Origin of the sequence: Alcanivorax sp. (assembly GCF_019431375.1) — a bacterium.
GTDB classification, from domain to species: Bacteria; Pseudomonadota; Gammaproteobacteria; order Pseudomonadales; family Alcanivoracaceae; genus Alcanivorax; species Alcanivorax jadensis_A.
Genome location: NZ_CP080267.1, coordinates 1877909 through 1894978 on the forward strand (window position 1 = coordinate 1877909; position 17070 = coordinate 1894978).

Annotated in this window: 15 protein-coding genes; 9 read left to right on the forward strand and 6 right to left on the reverse strand. The window is 59.6% G+C overall.

Going from position 1 to position 17070, the window contains the following annotated elements; genetic code table 11:
* Window positions 1-29: 29 nt before the first annotated feature.
* The 3 genes from KZ772_RS08685 to KZ772_RS08695 all read right to left on the reverse strand — a co-directional run bounded on the left by KZ772_RS08685 (window position 30) and on the right by KZ772_RS08695 (window position 4158).
* Window positions 30-1841, reverse strand: coding sequence for a DUF294 nucleotidyltransferase-like domain-containing protein (locus tag KZ772_RS08685; protein WP_290539397.1), 1812 nt, complete (start codon window positions 1839-1841; stop codon window positions 30-32).
* A gap of 249 nt (window positions 1842-2090) precedes the next feature.
* Window positions 2091-3887, reverse strand: coding sequence for a sodium:solute symporter family protein (locus KZ772_RS08690; protein WP_290539398.1), 1797 nt, complete (start codon window positions 3885-3887; stop codon window positions 2091-2093).
* A 13-nt stretch (window positions 3888-3900) separates the two neighbouring features.
* The gene (locus KZ772_RS08695) at window positions 3901-4158 is read right to left on the reverse strand and encodes a DUF4212 domain-containing protein (protein WP_062815795.1); all 258 of its coding nucleotides are present in this window, start codon (window positions 4156-4158) and stop codon (window positions 3901-3903) included.
* 331 nt (window positions 4159-4489) lie between these two features.
* On the opposite strand from KZ772_RS08695, the gene KZ772_RS08700 reads away from it, so the two are divergent.
* Window positions 4490-5446, forward strand: a complete 957-nt coding sequence (locus KZ772_RS08700) for an MBL fold metallo-hydrolase (protein ID WP_290539399.1) — start codon at window positions 4490-4492, stop codon at window positions 5444-5446.
* On the opposite strand, the gene KZ772_RS08705 is transcribed toward KZ772_RS08700, so the two are convergent.
* Window positions 5400-6344 (reverse strand): tRNA-dihydrouridine synthase family protein, encoded by a 945-nt coding sequence (locus KZ772_RS08705; RefSeq protein WP_365871079.1) that lies wholly within the window; start codon window positions 6342-6344, stop codon window positions 5400-5402. The two genes, KZ772_RS08700 and KZ772_RS08705, sit on opposite strands and share 47 nt — an antisense overlap.
* A gap of 337 nt (window positions 6345-6681) precedes the next feature.
* On the opposite strand from KZ772_RS08705, the gene dctP reads away from it, so the two are divergent.
* The 8 genes from dctP to dxs all read left to right on the forward strand — a co-directional run bounded on the left by dctP (window position 6682) and on the right by dxs (window position 14946).
* Window positions 6682-7692 carry a TRAP transporter substrate-binding protein DctP gene (gene dctP / locus KZ772_RS08710; RefSeq protein ID WP_290539462.1) on the forward strand — a complete coding sequence of 337 codons (1011 nt, stop codon included), beginning with the start codon at window positions 6682-6684 and terminating at the stop codon, window positions 7690-7692.
* A gap of 181 nt (window positions 7693-7873) precedes the next feature.
* Window positions 7874-8449: a TRAP transporter small permease gene (locus KZ772_RS08715; protein ID WP_290539400.1), complete on the forward strand. Its 576-nt coding sequence runs from the start codon at window positions 7874-7876 to the stop codon at window positions 8447-8449.
* A 6-nt stretch (window positions 8450-8455) separates the two neighbouring features.
* On the forward strand, window positions 8456-9739 hold the full coding sequence (locus tag KZ772_RS08720; RefSeq protein WP_290539463.1) for a TRAP transporter large permease: 1284 nt from the start codon (window positions 8456-8458) through the stop codon (window positions 9737-9739).
* A gap of 36 nt (window positions 9740-9775) precedes the next feature.
* Window positions 9776-10216 (forward strand): universal stress protein, encoded by a 441-nt coding sequence (locus tag KZ772_RS08725; RefSeq protein WP_290539401.1) that lies wholly within the window; start codon window positions 9776-9778, stop codon window positions 10214-10216.
* A 28-nt stretch (window positions 10217-10244) separates the two neighbouring features.
* Window positions 10245-11312, forward strand: a complete 1068-nt coding sequence (locus tag KZ772_RS08730; protein WP_290539402.1) for a porin — start codon at window positions 10245-10247, stop codon at window positions 11310-11312.
* Between the two features lie 521 nt (window positions 11313-11833).
* The gene (locus KZ772_RS08735) at window positions 11834-12076 is read left to right on the forward strand and encodes an exodeoxyribonuclease VII small subunit (RefSeq protein ID WP_035244971.1); all 243 of its coding nucleotides are present in this window, start codon (window positions 11834-11836) and stop codon (window positions 12074-12076) included.
* Window positions 12066-12962 (forward strand): polyprenyl synthetase family protein, encoded by an 897-nt coding sequence (locus tag KZ772_RS08740; protein WP_290539403.1) that lies wholly within the window; start codon window positions 12066-12068, stop codon window positions 12960-12962. The genes KZ772_RS08735 and KZ772_RS08740 overlap by 11 nt, the downstream gene beginning before the upstream one ends.
* 67 nt (window positions 12963-13029) lie before the next feature.
* A complete protein-coding gene (dxs, locus tag KZ772_RS08745) occupies window positions 13030-14946 on the forward strand; it encodes a 1-deoxy-D-xylulose-5-phosphate synthase (RefSeq protein ID WP_290539404.1) in 1917 nt (638 codons plus the stop codon).
* A gap of 144 nt (window positions 14947-15090) precedes the next feature.
* Here dxs and KZ772_RS08750 read toward each other — a convergent pair whose 3' ends face one another.
* Both KZ772_RS08750 and KZ772_RS08755 read right to left on the reverse strand, forming a co-directional pair.
* The gene (locus tag KZ772_RS08750) at window positions 15091-16317 is read right to left on the reverse strand and encodes a diguanylate cyclase (protein WP_290539405.1); all 1227 of its coding nucleotides are present in this window, start codon (window positions 16315-16317) and stop codon (window positions 15091-15093) included.
* A gap of 187 nt (window positions 16318-16504) precedes the next feature.
* On the reverse strand, window positions 16505-16990 hold the full coding sequence (locus KZ772_RS08755) for a phosphatidylglycerophosphatase A (RefSeq protein WP_290539406.1): 486 nt from the start codon (window positions 16988-16990) through the stop codon (window positions 16505-16507).
* Window positions 16991-17070 lie beyond the last annotated feature (80 nt).

Sequence of the window (17070 nt, forward strand, 5' to 3'; positions counted from 1 at the left end):
AATCCTCCTGCCTGCACCCATGGTTGCCCTCAATATTCCAGATGGAAACGACGGGACAGGCGCTGTTTGAACTCACTGACCAAATGCAGGGCATCCCGTAGCAGATCCCGCTCCAGGGATGACAGGCGCTGCACCACAATATGGTTATCGGGAATATTCATGGCATCACCGTGCAGGTGTTCGAGCTGATGATTCAGCCGCAGCTCACTGAACAGCTCCATGGCTTCGCCCAGGTCTTCGGCAACCCCGGGCTCCAGCACCTTCAATGCCACCAGCTTTTCCAGCCGGGCCAGGGTGGAGGTTTCCACAATCCGTTGCTGCAGGGCCAGGGCGCGCACGCCGTGGACCACCGGAAACAACGCCCCTTTCTTGATATCGATACCGTGCTGGGGCTTTTTCAAGGAGCCGAACAGATTCAGTGGCGTGGCAAATTGCAGAATGGGGCGGGCAAAGTGCGCCATGAACAGATCATCGCCACTGCAGCGATCGAACAGCGCCGTGCGCACGGTGTCCAGCAAGCGGTTGTCGCCGGCCACGCAATGGGCGTCCACCAGGGTGGTGATGCGAATCAAGCCTTCGCCACCCACATCCCCGGCCCAGCCATGGATGCGCTGCTTCCACTGGCTCAGGCTGCCCACCCATTCCGGGTTGGACACCATCACCTTGCCGGGGCAAGGCGGGTAACCCAAGGTCAGTAGCGTTTCGGTAAAGCGGCGGGCATCGGTGTCGCAGCGGGGCCAGTGCTGATCATCCGCCAGGATCAAGCCATTGTCCTGGTCGGTTTTCAGTATCTGTTCCCCACGCCCCTCACTGCCCATGATGATCAGGCAGGCTTGCTGCTGCTCGGCGGGCACCACCATGCCAAACGCCTTGGCCATGATCCGTCCATTAAGGGCGGCCAGCAGTTCCATGGCAAAGCGCATTTTCACGCCCTGGGCCATCAGCGCTTCCACCAGTTCCGGCAGGCGCTCGCTGGCAAGCCGTAACTCGTCCAGGGATTCCGCCTTCTCGATTTCCAGCCCCACCACGTAGGAGCGGCTGGAAAAGAAACTGAGCACATCGGTGAGCTCCACCACCCCCACCGCCTGCTCGCCCGCCATCACTACCACCCGGGCCACTTTGTGACGGGTCATGCTTGTCAGCGCGGTGAACAGATAGTCGTCCGGGCGGGCTGTTACCAGCTTTTTTTCTGCCGCCGCTTCCAGCGGGGTATCGGCACTTTGCCCGTTGAGCACCAGGGCGGTCAGCAGATCGGTTTTGGTGACAATGGCAAAGCCTTCGTCACTATGGATCAACACACTGTCCACACCGTGTTGCTTGAGTGCCGTCACCGCGTCACGCAGGGTGGCATTGGCTGCCATGACCAGTGGCTCGCGCATACACTGATCCACCCGCGCCAGCATGAACCCGGCCAGGGTGACACCCCCCTCCCGCCGCTCCGCCAGTCGCTGGCTTTTTTCTGCCAGCGTCTGGCGGAAGAAGCGGCCGAACTCCGGCTCACTGTCGCACAGCTCCAGAAACAGGGCGGCGGGAATCAGGTGGCACAGGGTCTGCTGCTCGGCACGGAAGCGATAACGGCTTTTGCCGTTGAGCACACTGATGGCACCGAACAGATCACCGGCGGCATACACCCCCACCTGGCTGCGCCCGTCCGGGGCCTTCACGTCCAGCTCCGCCACGCTGCCCTTGTGAACCACGTAGACATGGTCACTGGGACTGGCCGCTTCCAGAATGATATCGCCGGGTTCGTAATAGGCCAGATCAGTGCTCTGATGCAGGCGATGGCGGCCCGCTGTTCCCAGCAGGCTGAACGGATACTGGTCGAGTTCCTGTTCAATCATTTCCGGCGACCTTCAGGAGCAAGTGGCAAGTTTCAAGTTACAACGCGGATTACCGATATTGCCAGCCGAAAGGCAACAGCTACGCGCATTATTCAGGGTGGCTACGGCAGACGTATCCTCGCGGCCACCTGTGTCGAAGCAGGCTTCTCAAACCCTCTCGCGTTGCAACTTGAAACTTGTCTCTTGTCACTCAGAGAAGAAAGCCGGTATGGATCCATCGCCCCATACCGGCCCCATCCTCAGCTTGCTTTAGTGCGCCACAGCTTCACCGGCACCCCGCGGGACACGGATGTCTTCCACGATGTGCTGGATATGCTCCGGCGGCGGTGCGGTGACCCGGGATACGGTAAAGGCCACGGCAAAGTTGAGCAGCATGCCGACAGTCCCGATACCTTCCGGAGACACGCCCAGCAGCCAGTGCTCGGCGCTGTTCATCTCAGGGGAAACGAACTTGAAATAGACGATGTAGCAGAAGGTGAAGGCAAGCCCGGTGAGCATGCCGGCGATGGCCCCTTCCTTGTTCATGCGCTTGTAGAAGATGCCCATGAGGATCACCGGGAAGAAGCTTGCCGCCGCCAGCCCGAAGGCGAACGCCACCACCTGGGCCACAAAGCCCGGTGGATTGATGCCGAAGTAGCCGGCGATACAGATCGCCACCACCGCTGCGCCACGGGCCGCCAACAGTTCCTGCTTCTCGGTAATATCCGGCTTCAGGGTTTTCTTCAGCAGGTCATGGGAAATGGCACTGGAAATCACCAGTAACAGACCTGCTGCAGTGGATAGCGCTGCGGCCACGCCACCGGCCGCCACCAGGGCGATCACCCAGGCCGGCAGGTTGCCGATTTCCGGGTTGGCCAGCACGATGATGTCGCGATCGATATACACTTCCGCATCGTTGTCAGTCGGAGCATTGGTGAGAACGCGCTCGCCGTAGCTACCCTGCGCTTCCTCACGGCTGCCGGCAAAGGTGGGCTTACCTTCGAAGGGGGCGCCGGCGCTCATCTGCACCGCACCGTCACCATTCTTGTCCATCCAGCCGATCAGGCCGGAGTTTTCCCAGTTGTAGAACCATTCCGGCAGTTCTTCGTACTGGGTCTGGTGAACCGTATCGATCAGGTTGAGGCGGGCGAAGGCACCCACCGCCGGGGCGGAGGTGTACAGCAGGGCGATAAAGAACAGCGCCCAGCCAGCACTGATACGGGCATCCTTTACCCGCGGCACCGTGAAGAAACGCACGATCACATGGGGCAAACCGGCGGTGCCACACATCAGCGCCGCCGCAATAAAGAACACATCAATGGTGGATTTGGAACCATCGGTATAGGCAGTAAAGCCCAGATCCGTGACCACCTGATCCAGCTTGTTGAGCAGATAGACACCGGAATCGTTACCGGCCGCATCCAGAACCGTGGCACCGAACCCGGTCTGCGGCAGCACATGGCCGGTCATCATGATGGACAGGAAGACCGCCGGCACCAGGAAGGCAAAGATCAGCACGCAATACTGGGCTACCTGGGTGTAGGTAATCCCTTTCATGCCACCGAGTACCGCATAGAAGAAAACAATGGCCATACCGATTACCACACCGGTATTCACATTCACTTCCAGGAAGCGGGCAAACACGATACCCGTACCGCGCATCTGGCCGGCCACGTAGGTAAAGGACACGAAGATCACGCAGATCACTGCCACCGTTCGCGCCACATTGGAGTAGTAACGGTCACCGATAAAATCCGGGACGGTAAACTTGCCGAATTTGCGCAAGTAAGGCGCCAGCAACATGGCCAGCAACACGTAACCGCCAGTCCACCCCATCAGGTACACCGACGCATCGTAACCGGCGTAGGCAATAATCCCCGCCATGGAAATAAAAGAGGCCGCGGACATCCAGTCCGCTGCCGTAGCCGCGCCATTGGCAATGGGAGACACACCGCCACCGGCCACGTAAAAGTCTTTTGTCGACCCGGCTCGCGACCAGATCGCAATCCCGATGTAGAGCGCAAAGGAACCGCCCACAAAGAGATAGGTGAGTGTTTGAACATCCATAATCTTACCCCTCTCAGTCTTCGTGGACGTCGAATTTACGATCCAGCTTGTTCATGGATCGCGCATACATGATGATCAGCACCAGGAACACGTAGATGGCTCCCTGCTGCGCAAACCAGAAGCCCAGTTTGAATCCGAAAAATTGAATCTGATTGAGTTCATCCACCAGCAGGATTCCGCAGCCATAGGAAACGGCGAACCAGACAGCCAGGTAGGTCAGAATCAATCGCAGGTTGGCAGCCCAATAGGCGCGGGCATTTTCTTCTTTCATTACTCGTCCCTCTGCGTCCTCGTTACAAGTGGCCGGTTCCCACGGGGGAATCGGGCTTGTACCAAGACTAGCCAAAGGACAGTGGCGGCACAGTATGACTTTAGTCGAAGCCCCGCGAGGCCGGGCCGGATGGGGGAGACGATATGGCTAACGCCCCCGCTCATCGTGCAGACGTTGCAAAAGAGCGCCATCTATCGCGGTAGCTCCCTGTCAGACTGCCGTTTTTTCGTTAAAATGCACCACTTGGCCCGGAACGGCCTGAAAACAGAACAACATTGGATGTCTCATGAAAATTGCGCGATGGATAATCGGCGCCCTTCTGATAGCGGCGATGGCTATCACAGTGTCATTCCAGCTGGCCCCCTCCCGGGATCACTGGCCCGTTGCCGAAGCCCAACCTCCAGCAGAACCCGGAGAGGTTACCCTGACGTTTCTCGGCACCAGTACCGTGCTGATCAGTGACGGCACCACCCACTTGCTCACCGACGGCTACTTTTCCCGGGTCAGCATTCCCCAGCTGTTTGGCCTGCTCAAGCCCGAACAGCAGCGTATTGATAACGCCCTGAAACAGGCGGGTATCAGCAAGCTGGACGCCATACCGGTGCTGCATTCCCATTTCGACCATGCCATGGATTCCCCCCTGGTGGCCCGGCGCACCGGGGCCCAGCTGCTGGGCTCCGCCTCCACGGCCATGGTGGGACGCGGAGGCGGCCTGCCGGAAGCGCGCATCACTACGGTACAGACCCACTACCCTTACCGGTTCGGTGACTTCACGCTCTACTTTGTCCCCGCCGGCCACGTGCCGCTGCCGGAGGTCATCGAAAACTGGACCGGCAAAGGCGAAATCACCGAACCGGTGACGCCACCGGCGCCGCTGGGGGCCTGGGAAGAGGGAACCAGCTACGGCCTGGTGGTCAAACACCCGGCCGGCAGCCTGCTGATTCAGGGAAGCGCGGGCATGCAACCCGGCGAACTGGACCGCTACCAGGCGGATTATGCACTACTGGCCAGCGCCAGCCTGGGCAAGCAGAGCGAGGCCTACCAGCAGGCATTCATGGAAGAAACCGCCCAGGCGGTCGGCGCACACACGGTGATCCCGGTGCACTGGGATGATTTTTTCGCGGAACTGCGTGAAGACGTGGCGCCACTGCCCTGGGCACTGGATAACCTGGATGCGTCCTTCCGTGCCATGGCCGACCGTCACGACGGTGATTTTTTCGTCCTGCCACCGTTTCAGCCCTTTACGCTGACACCTCCTGCTGCGGCGCCGCCAGAAACGGCGCCATAGCCTGAGGGTCGGATTCGCGCTTGATCTGCTCCAGCAGCACACCGGCCTGAGGCCATTGCCGGCGCAGATAACTCAGCCACTGCTTGACCCGCCCGGCCACCTGGGCATCGGTACCGGTGCCGATGACATCGTCCAGAAACCGGCTCAGCACCGGCGGGATATCCTCCCAGCGGGTGGCGCGGCCATCACGCAGGGCGTTGACCAGCCAGGGATCGGCCACCGCACCACGACCTATCATCAAATCTGCACAACCGCTTTCCTGCTGGCAACGTCGCGCATCTTCCGGTGTCCAGATTTCTCCATTGGCTATCACCGGTAGCGACACCGCCTCACGGATGTGGCCAATGCGGTCCCAGTAGGCTGGCGGCCGATAGCCCTGGCGTTTGGTGCGGCCATGCACCGTCAGCCAGGCCGCCCCGGCGGCTTCCACGCCACGGGCATTATCCAGTGCCAAGGCGTCCTCTTCGTTGCCCAGACGCATCTTCACCGACACGGTAATGGACGGCGGCACGGCGCGGCGCACCGCCGCCGTGACCGCGTGCACCAGCTCCGGCTCGTCCAGCAACACCGCGCCACCACGGTGGCGGTTCACGGTTTTCGCCGGGCAGCCGAAATTCAGATCGATAGCCGGCGCCCCCAGCTCCACCGCCCGGGCCGCATTCTCCGCCATGCAGGCAGGATCCGAGCCCAGCAGTTGCACATGCACAGGGGTGCCCGCCCGGGTGCGCGAGCCCTGTTTGAGCTCCGGACACCAGCGATAGAACACCTTGGGAGGCAACAGCAGCTCGCTGACGCGGACAAACTCGCTGACGCACCAGTCGTAATGGCCCACGTCGGTAAGGGCCTGACGAACCCAGAAGTCCGCCAGCCCCTCCATGGGGGCAAGAATCAGTTTCATGGTGCGTATTCTAACAGAAAGCACTGGCGACTCCCCGTGATGTTTCGCCGCTGAAACCAGCACGGCATCTGCATTGCGCAGTACTCCGGCGCCATAAAAAAAGCAAAAAAACGCATTTCCCCAAACTCGGCACCGGCCCGCAAAAAAGGTAACTCTCCTGACATAAACGCGACCCGGTTTCTTGCACTTCCGGTTTTCCTTTGCCAAGGTGAAGCCCAATGTCCGTGAAAAACGGAAGATTTTGCGAACATTGCTTGAGGGAAATTTCCGTCAACCAGAGTATAGAGGGTACACAATGACCATTCGATCACTAGCAGGCGCCGCCGCGGCCACGGTGATGATGGCGTCACTGGCAGCATGCAGCGATAACGCTGAGGAACCCGCCGCCAGCGCCGAAGCACAGGGACAGAACTGGCGCTATGCCCACGAAGAATACGAAGGCGATGTGCAGGATGTTTTCGCGCACAAATTCAAGGAATACATCGAAGACAACTCCGAACATACCGTTCAAGTACACCGCTTTGGCGAGCTGGGCGAATCCGACGATATCATGGAACTGACCCAGGCCGGCGTGCTGCAGTTCGTCAACCAGTCACCGGGTTTTACCGGTTCACTGATTCCCGAAGCACAGATTTTTTTCATTCCCTATCTGCTGCCAGTGGACTCCGAGAAAGTCGTCACCTTCTTTGAAGAAAGCAAGGCCATCAACGAGATGTTCCCCAAGCTCTACGCCGAACAGGGCCTGGAACTGCTGACCATGTACCCGGAAGGGGAAGTGGTGATTACCGCCGATGAACCGGTCACCTCACCGGAAGATCTGCAGGGCAAGAACATCCGCACCATGACCAACCCGCTGCTTTCCGAGACCTACCAGGCCTTCGGTGCCACCCCAACTCCCCTGCCCTGGGGTGAAGTCTACGGTGCACTGCAGACCAACATCATTCAGGGACAGGAAAACCCCATTTTCTGGATCCAGTCAGGGGGGCTCTATGAAGTGTCGCCGAACCTGATTTTTACCGGTCACAACCAGTTCACCACGGCCATGATGGCCAACCAGGAATTCTTCAACGGCTTGTCTGAGGAAGATAAGGAACTGGTTCGCAATGCCACCGATCATGCCTTTGAACATATTGCGGACTACGTGCCCGGTCTTGGCGAAAAAATGCTCGACAAGATTCTTGAGGACAGTGACGAGGTTACCGTTACCCGTTTGACCAAAGAACAGCGCCAGGCATTCCGGGAACGGGCTCCTCAGGTGGAAGAGCGTTTCGTGGAAATGACCGGCGAGAGCGGCGCCAAACTGCTCAAGCAGTTCAAGGCCGACCTTGAAGCCATTGAAAAAGAATAACCGGCAATACCACGCCGGGGCCGAACAGCTCTGCGCTCGGCTCCCGGCGACTGACCAATTCCGGAACCCTGAATAGCAGTACAGGATTCCTCGGGTTTCCCCGGCTATACCAGAATCACCACAAGCCGGGGGCGCGGATCAGGACGATCCGTTCAACCGGCAATTGCAGAAGGACGCAATCATGAACGATGGGGCTCCCTCTCCGCAGAAATCCACCCTGCCCGGATTTCTCGGCACCCTCGACAACGGCATCGCCAAAGTCGAAGCCATCATCCTCGCCACCGGCGTTCTACTCATGGCCATCAATACCGTGGCCAATGTGGTAGGCCGTTTCGTCATGGGTGAAAGCCTGCACTTTTCCGAAGAACTCAATCGCATACTGATCGTCATGATCACCTTTGCCGGCCTGGGCTATGCGGCCCGTCATGGCCGACATATTCGCATGTCCGCTATTTACGATATATTCCCTACAAATGTTCGCCGGCTAATGATGATTCTGATCAGCTTTGTCACTTCTGCGATCATGTTTTTCCTTTGTTGGTACTCGGTCAGCTACATCCATTCGGTTTATACCAGCGGCCGGGTACTACCCACTCTGGGCTTTCCCATTTATCTGATTTATCTGTGGGTACCCGTAGGCCTTGCCGTAACAGGCATTCAGTACTTCATGGCCGGGATCAAGAATATTTTTTCCCGGGACGTCTATCTGTCCACCACCGTTCTGGATGGTTACGACGAACAGGAAACGGAGATCTGACTGATGATGGCCTGGATCATGTTTCTCGTCATGTTGGTGCTGTTGCTGTTCGGGTTTCCGATGATGGTCCCGCTGATCGTCGGCGCTGTGGTCGGCTTCGTGATGATGTTCGACGGTTTCGGCCGCATGGATTTTTTCATCCAGCAAATGTTGGCAGGCATTCGTCCCACTGCCCTTATTGCCGTTCCCATGTTCATTCTGGCTGCCGACATCATGACCCGCGGACAATCTGCCAATCGGCTGGTTAATATGGTGATGGCCTTTATCGGCCATATCAAAGGTGGCCTGGCGGTCAGCACTGCGGCCTCCTGCACCTTGTTCGGCGCCGTTTCCGGTTCCACTCAGGCCACCGTTGTTGCGGTGGGCTCGCCGCTACGCCCGCGTATGCTGGAATCCGGTTACAAGGATTCCTTTACCCTGGCATTGATCATCAACGCCAGTGACATTGCTTTTCTAATCCCTCCCAGCATTGGCATGATTATCTACGGCGTAATCACCGGCACCTCCATTGCCGAACTGTTTATCTCCGGGATTGGCCCAGGCCTGCTGATCCTGCTGATGTTTTCTGCCTACTGTGTGATCTACGCCCATACCAAGAAAGTCCCCACCGAACCCAAGGCAAGCTGGAACGAGCGCCTTGTCTCGGTACGCAAGGCACTCTGGCCTCTGGGCTTTCCCGTCATCATTGTCGGTGGCATTTACGGCGGCATTTTCAGCCCCACGGAAGCGGCCGCTGCCTGTGTGCTCTATGCGGTATTACTGGAGTTCGTGATTTTCCGCTCCCTCAAGGCCATGGATATCTATGCCATCGCCAAGTCCACCGGCCTGATCACCGCCGTGGTCTTCATCCTGGTGGCCGTGGGCAACGGTTTCTCCTGGATCATTTCCTTTGCCCAGATTCCGCAGACTCTACTCGGCGCCCTGGGGATCAATGAAGCGGGCCCGTTCGGCGTATTGATGGCCATTGCCGTGGCCTTCTTTATTGCCTGCATGTTTGTCGATCCCATCGTGGTAATCCTGGTGCTCACACCGATTTTCGCTCCGGCAGTCGCCTCCGCCGGCCTGGATCCAGTGCATGTGGGGATTCTGATTACCATGATGGTGGCGGTCGGTTCAGCGACGCCGCCCTTTGGCTGCGACATTTTTACCGCCATTGCCATTTTCAAACGCCCTTACTGGGAAGTGATAAGGGGCACTCCGCCTTTTGTCATCATGCTGCTGGCAGCCACCTTGTTGGTCATTGTGTTTCCACAAATCGCCCTGTGCCTGAGAGACCTGGTCTTCGACTGATTCAAGAGAGGAATAACAACCCGCAAGGAGGCAGTTATGTATCAAAGGATTCTGGTTCCCGTGGATGGCTCCAAAGGTTCTCTCAAGGCCCTGGACCATGCCGCCAAACTTCAGCAAGACAACGACGCCGAGCTGTATCTGCTCTGCGTCTTCAAGCACCACAGTCTCTTTGAAGCGTCACTGTCCATGGTGCGACCCAACGATGTACAGCTACCGGATGAAGCGCTGAAGGAATATGCCTCTTCGGTGGCAGACCAGGCAAAACAACTGGCCGCCGACGCCGGCGCTGAACAGGTACGGGCCTTCGTCAAGGGAGGCAGACCTTCCAGGGCCATTATCCGTTTTGCCAAGGACAACAACGTGGACCTGATCGTCATGGGTTCACGGGGCACCAGTGGCGATGTGGACGGTTACTTTCTGGGCAGTGTTTCCCAGCGGGTAGCCAGCCTGTCGCCATGCCCGGTTCTGATTGTCTGAATTTGAAATAAATGAAGGGAGATCAAGGATGAAATACCCACACACCCTGCCGCTAAGCGCGGCGTTGCTTGCCGGCATGGCGAGCCTGCCTGCCCAGGCAGAACTGACGGTGACACCTTACGGCTCGTTACGGATTCAGGCTGAAACCGTCTCCGTGGATGAAGCCCAGCCCGGGGAAGACGATTCCTACACCGGCCTGCGCGATGCCTATTCCCGGCTCGGCGTCAACGCCAGCTACAACGACTTCGACAACCTGGATATCACCGCCACAGTGGAGTTCCCGATCAACTCCGCGCGCCTGCGCGCCGAGGACCCCACCTTCTTTCATGAGCTCTATAAAGAAGACAACAACAGCATGCCCCGCGTTGCCACGATTTCTGCGGCCCATGATCAATACGGCAGCGTGACGGTGGGCACCCAGTGGCTGGCCTACTACAACAACGTGGCATACCCGGTGGATTTCTTCAGTTCGTTCTACTCCGGTTTTGCCACCCAGGCAGCCTTCCGCCGCGACGCCCTGACCTATACCTCGCCGAGCATGGCAGGGGTCACCGCCACGGTCTCCGGGGTGGACATGACAGACGAAGCTGGCACCAGCTACCTGGATACCATGCAATATGCCCTGTCCTGGTCAGCGGACAACCTGACCCTGGCAGCGGCCTACCAGGATACCGAACAGGACTCCGGTGACCGTCCGGACCAGGTCGGCGCTTCGGCCACTTACACCACCGGCCCCTGGCGTTTTGCCGCCAAGGTGGAACAGCTGCTTTCCCACAGCAGCGTCACCGTCGATGAGGACCCCATCACCTACAACCTGTACGGCTCCTACAGCTGGAACAAGTACACCTTCAAGGCCATGTACGCCCAGGGGGAAGAAACCGACGGGGAAGGAGAAGCCTTTTTCCAGGGGGATTCCGTCCATGTGGGCATGGACTACCAGCACACAGAGGCGCTCAAGTTCTTCGCCGAATACTTCTATGAGGAGCTGGGCTACGCCATCTACACCCCCAATTCGGACAGCTTCAACCCACTGGCTGGCTACCAGGTGGAAAGCGACGGGCAGGTGTTCACAGTGGGGCTGCGCTACGATTTCTGAATGCAACTGCACGGCTTGGTACAACTTGAAACGTAACAGGCCGCGCCCTGGCTGGGCGCGGCCTGCTGCGTTTTTAATCCTTGAGGCGACGTTCGCGTTGTTGCCGCATTATGCAAATCGCATGGAGAGAACCCCGCCGGTGACGCAGACTAAACGCCATAGCTTAGGAGATCAGAGGAAGAAGCTGCCTGCGGCCTCCGGCGGGTCTTTCACTATAAGCAGGCCGCCATCGGCACCGGAACCCCCTGTTTAGAACCATTTGGAATCAATTCTCCCCCGCTTCTGAAAGCCCGGGTTTACCCCTTCATTATCAGCTACTTGCAACCCATCAAATAAATCGAACAATGGTGCCTCAAGGCCCCGCAGGCGGGCAGATAGCAATTGATTCACCACCGCCTGTGCATTACTGTTCCCGCCGGATGCACTGACCCAGAACGCCCAAATTGCCTTTCTGACTGCTATCATCGCACCTGTGAATAGCTCAGCGCGTTTTGGCGACATACTCAGGCTAGGAGATACCCATGGCAAAGCAGGCAGCCCCCGCGCTGGAAACCTCACTGGACAATCTGGAATCCCTTGTGGAACGGATGGAATCCGGTGACCTGACCCTGGAAGAATCCCTGAAAGCCTTTGAAGAAGGGGTTCGCCTGTCCCGGGAGTGCCAGCAGGCCCTGCAGCAGGCGGAGCAGAAGGTACGTATTCTGCTGGAGCAGAACACTGACGCCGAGCCGGCTCCTTTTGCCGGTGAAGATAATGGCCAGTAACTTCCCCGCCCTGGACCAGCTCGGCGAGACCAGCCGGGCCCGACTGGAACAGGCGCTGGACACCTTTGTCCCTGCCGCCAGTGCCGCTCCACGACTGAGCCAGGCCATGCGCTATGCGGCCCTCAGCGGCGGCAAGCGTATCCGCCCCCTGCTCGTCTATGGCGCCGCCCAGCTGGCTGGCGCCGAACCGGGCCGGGCCGATGTGCCCGCCGCCGCCGTGGAGCTGATTCATGCCTACTCGCTGGTCCACGATGACCTGCCAGCCATGGATGACGACGACCTGCGCCGAGGCCAACCCACCTGCCACAAGGCTTTCGATGAGGCCACTGCCATCCTGGCCGGCGACACCCTGCATACCCGTGCTTTCGAATTGCTCGCCAACAGCGGTCATTACCACGCAGAAACCCGCATCGCCATGATTCGCCACCTGTGTCTGGCCGCCGGCGTGGACGGCATGGCCGCCGGCCAGATGCAGGACATGCTCGCCCAGGGCCAGCAGCAGACCGTGGCAGCACTGGAAGAAATGCATTATCTGAAAACCGGTCGACTGATCACCGCCAGCCTGCAACTGGGCTACTTCGCCGCCGAAGTGGATGATGCCGTGCTACTCGATGATTTGAACCGGTTCGGCGATGCCGTCGGTCTGGCCTTCCAGATCCAGGACGACATTCTCGATATCACCGCCGGCACCGAACAGTTGGGCAAGCCCTCCGGCTCTGACCAGAAACTGCAGAAAAGCACTTTTCCGTCCCTGCTCGGCCTGGAACAGAGCCAGCAGCGGGCCCAGGAGTTGTGTGAGAAGGCCCAACAGGCCCTGGCCGGGTATGGAGAACGCGCCCAACCATTGCAACAATTGGCACAATACATCATCTCCCGCGATCACTGACGCCTGACGCCCGGTGAAGGTATACTAGGCACTCAATTTCGCCGTGCATTTCAGGCTGCATACCTCTATGCCCAAGACATTTACGCAAATCCCGCTGACCCGCCCGGCCACTCCGCTGCTCGACACGCTGACCAGCCCCGCCGAGTTACGACGGCTGCCAGCCACCCGGCTGGAGCAGGTGGTGGACGAACTGCGTGAATATCTGCTCTACGCAGTGGGTCAATGTGGCGGCCACTTCGGCGCCGGCCTGGGCGTGGTGGAGCTGACCGTGGCCCTTCACTATCTGTATAACACCCCGGACGACCGGCTGGTGTGGGATGTGGGCCACCAATGCTACCCGCACAAGATTCTCACCGGCCGTCGCGAGGGTATCACCAGCATCCGTCAGCAGGATGGCCTGTCCGGTTTCCCCAAGCGCAGTGAATCCGAGTACGACACCTTCGGTGTGGGCCACTCCTCCACCTCGATAAGCGCCGCCCTGGGCATGGCCCTGGGGGCGGAAATGGCGGGCAGTGATCGCCGTGCCGTGGCCATCATCGGCGACGGCGCCATGACCGCCGGCCAGGCCTTCGAGGCCATGAGCCACGCGGCCCACACCCGCTCCAACCTGCTGGTGATCCTCAACGACAACAACATGTCGATTTCCCACAATGTGGGCGGGCTATCCAACTACTTTGCCCGCATCTGGGCCAGCAAGAGCTATATCGCCCTGCGCGAAGGCGGCAAGAAGGTGCTCTCCACCATGCCTGCGGCCTGGGATTTTATCCGCCGCACCGAAGAGAGCATGAAGAACATGGTGAGCCCGGACATGCTGTTCGAGGCCATCGGCTTCAACTACATTGGCCCCATCGATGGCCACAATGTGGACGAGCTGGTGCGCACCCTGAGCAACATGCGTGCGCTGGAAGGCCCCCAGCTACTGCATATCTACACCACCAAGGGCAAGGGCTTTGCTCCCGCCGAAGCGGACCCGGTGGGCTACCACGCCATCAACAAGATCGAGCCTAAGCCCAAGGTACAGGTGGCAGTCCCCAGCCAGCCCAAGAAACCCAAGTACCAGGACATCTTCGGCCAGTGGCTGTGCGACATGGCCGAGCAGGACAAGCGCCTGGTGGGCATTACCCCGGCCATGTGCGAAGGCTCCGGCATGGTGGAATTCAGCCAGCGCTTCCCGGACCGTTTCCATGACGTGGCGATCTGTGAACAACACGCGGTCACCCTGGCCGGCGGCCTGGCCTGTGAAAACCAGAAACCGGTGGTGGCGATCTACTCCACCTTCCTGCAACGGGGCTATGACCAGTTGATCCATGATGTGGCCCTGCAGGACCTGGATGTGACCTTCGGCCTGGACCGGGCCGGCCTGGTGGGCGAAGACGGTGCCACCCATGGCGGCGTATTTGATCTGGCCTACCTGCGCACGGTGCCCAACATGATCATCGCCGCGCCCTCCGACGAGAACGAATGCCGGCAGCTGCTATACAGCGCCTACCAGCACGAAGGCCCGGCGGCGGTACGCTACCCGCGCGGCACCGGACCGGGCGTGGAGATTGAAAAGACCATGGAAGCCCTGCCCATCGGCCAGGCGCGCACCCTGCGCGACGGCCAGCAAGTGGCAATCCTGGCCTTCGGCGCCCTCACCCCGGCAGCACTGGAGGCCGGCAAGGCGCTCAATGCCACCGTGCTGGACATGCGCTGGGTGAAACCCCTGGATCGCGACGCCATCCTCAAGGCCGCCGCCAACCACGCCCTGCTGGTCACCGTGGAAGACCATCAGCGCATGGGCGGCGCCGGCTCGGCGGTGAACGAACTGCTGCACGAAGAAGGGCTACTGGTAGACGTGCTCAACCTGGCACTGCCGGACCATTTCATCCACCACGGCAAACGGGATGTGCTGCTGGCCGAAGCCGGACTGGATGCCCAGGGTATCGAAACACAAATCCGCACCCGCCTGAGCGAACAGCAACGCCTGCGCGAGGCTCGCTGAAGACCAAACCTTTTTACCACAGAGGGCACAGGGCTCACCGAGGAAAACCTTTTCGGAATTTTCTCAGTGAGCCCTGTGCCCTCTGTGGTAAAAGCCGGGTTGGCGGTTTTCCAGTTCGCTTAGGATTCCCATCCTGCGTGAGCCCTACCCCCCTTTGTCATCCTTGACCAATCGCACTCTGGGCGGCGGCTCGTAAAGACGCCAGGTGTCCCGTCCGCTTTCTTTGGCCTGGTACAGAGCCCGATCCGCCGCGTCCAGCAAGGCTATCGGGGTCTGCTTGGGCCCCGGAGTCAGCACCGCGACGCCCAGGCTGACGGTGACCTCGCCGGTGTCAGGATTGCAGCAATGAGGGATTGCCAACGCACGGATCGAACGGCATACCCGGGAGGCCAGCTGTTGCGCTTCAGTTTCACCGATGCCCGGATACAGCATGACGAATTCCTCTCCGCCGAAGCGCGCCACCACGTCGCCTCCCCGCCGTCCGTAACGTCGCAGCTCACTGGACAGCAGCTGCAGACAGCGGTCGCCCTGCAAGTGCCCGTAGTGGTCGTTGTAGGCTTTGAAGCAGTCCACATCCACCAGCATGATAGTCAGCGGCTGCTGATCACGCTGGCAGCGTCGCCATTCACGATCCAGGGCCTCGTCAAAGGAGCGCCGGTTAGCCAACCCGGTGAGGCTGTCTTCCCGGCTCAGGCGATGCAGCCGTTCCGCCAGCGCCTGGGTGCGCTGCTGCTGCCGCAGCAGTTGCCGCTGATTGAAAAACAGCAGGCGATCCCGTACCTCGGTGGTGTAGCACAAGAACATGCCCAACAGACTCACCCCGGTATAGGTACGATGGGCCATCTGCCAATCAACCCCATGGCCGAAACGCTCCGACAGCCACCACCCCAGCAGCCCGCCGCCCCAACAGGCCGCCACCGCCACCGGGAAGCGCAGGCCAACCATGGCGTAGACAATCACCAACGCATAGATCACCGACACATGGGCCAGCTGGACAGCCACCGGCCCGTTGATAAAACCGGGAATCGCCATGGAGACCGCCACGGCCAGAAAACTGCCAAGCCCCGCATACCAGGGAAAATAACGATTCAGGGCCGACACCTGGGCCAGACCACCCGCCACCAGCACGATGACCCCCACCCAGATATAAGTCGCCAGCCAGCGGCCACGTACCGCCTCCGGGGCCAGCGCATAGATACCGGTGATCAGCAGGACGTAAAGCAGAAGAATATAAAAGGCGTTGACCCGGAAGCCATCCACGGCTTCCCGGCACTGATACTCACGGTATTCCATTTCCAGGCGCCGGGGAAAGCGTAACCAGCGCACCCCCGGCACCACCACCCGCCTGGAACGGGGATCGGTATCCGACATGGCAAATCCCTGCCTGCGGTTGGTCAGTTATTATCCAGTCAGGCTAAGAGCTAACCCCGCGTGGCGCCATCCTTTTTGTGCCAGCGGTAGTGACAAAACGATATTAGGGCAATAATGGTTAGTGCAATAAGGAACATATCAAGCGCGCAACGCGCTCCGCCAGCGGCAGCAGCGTTTTTGCAAGGGCTCAGGTAAACCACTGCGGCAGAAACACAATCAGCAACTGCACCACCACTGCTGCGTATACCCCGGCCAGCAGGTCATCCACCATGATGCCCAACCCGCCTTCCACGCGACGGTCCAGCCAGCCAATGGGCCAGGGCTTGATAATGTCGAACACCCGGAAGGCCACAAACCCGGCCAGCGCCCCCCACCAGGTTACCGGCACCGCAATCATGGTGATCAGCAGGCCGGCAATTTCGTCCCAGACAATGCCCGGGTGGTCGTGTACGTGCATGTCATGGGAGGTTTTCCCACACAGGAACGGTCCCACCGCAATCACCAGCGCTGTCACCAGCAGATAGCCCCACAGTGGCAGCTGGGCACACAGCCACCAGATCGGCATGGCAGCCAGCGTACCGAAGGTCCCCGGCGCAATGGGCGCCAGGCCAGAGCCAAAGCCGAAAGCAAGAAAGTGGACCGGGTTTGTCATCTTCGGGCGTTTCAATTCCATCGGCATCTCTCTTGCTTGTCATTATTACGTAGGGGGAACCCAACCTGAGCGAACGGCACCCTACGCCTACCCTGCGTTAA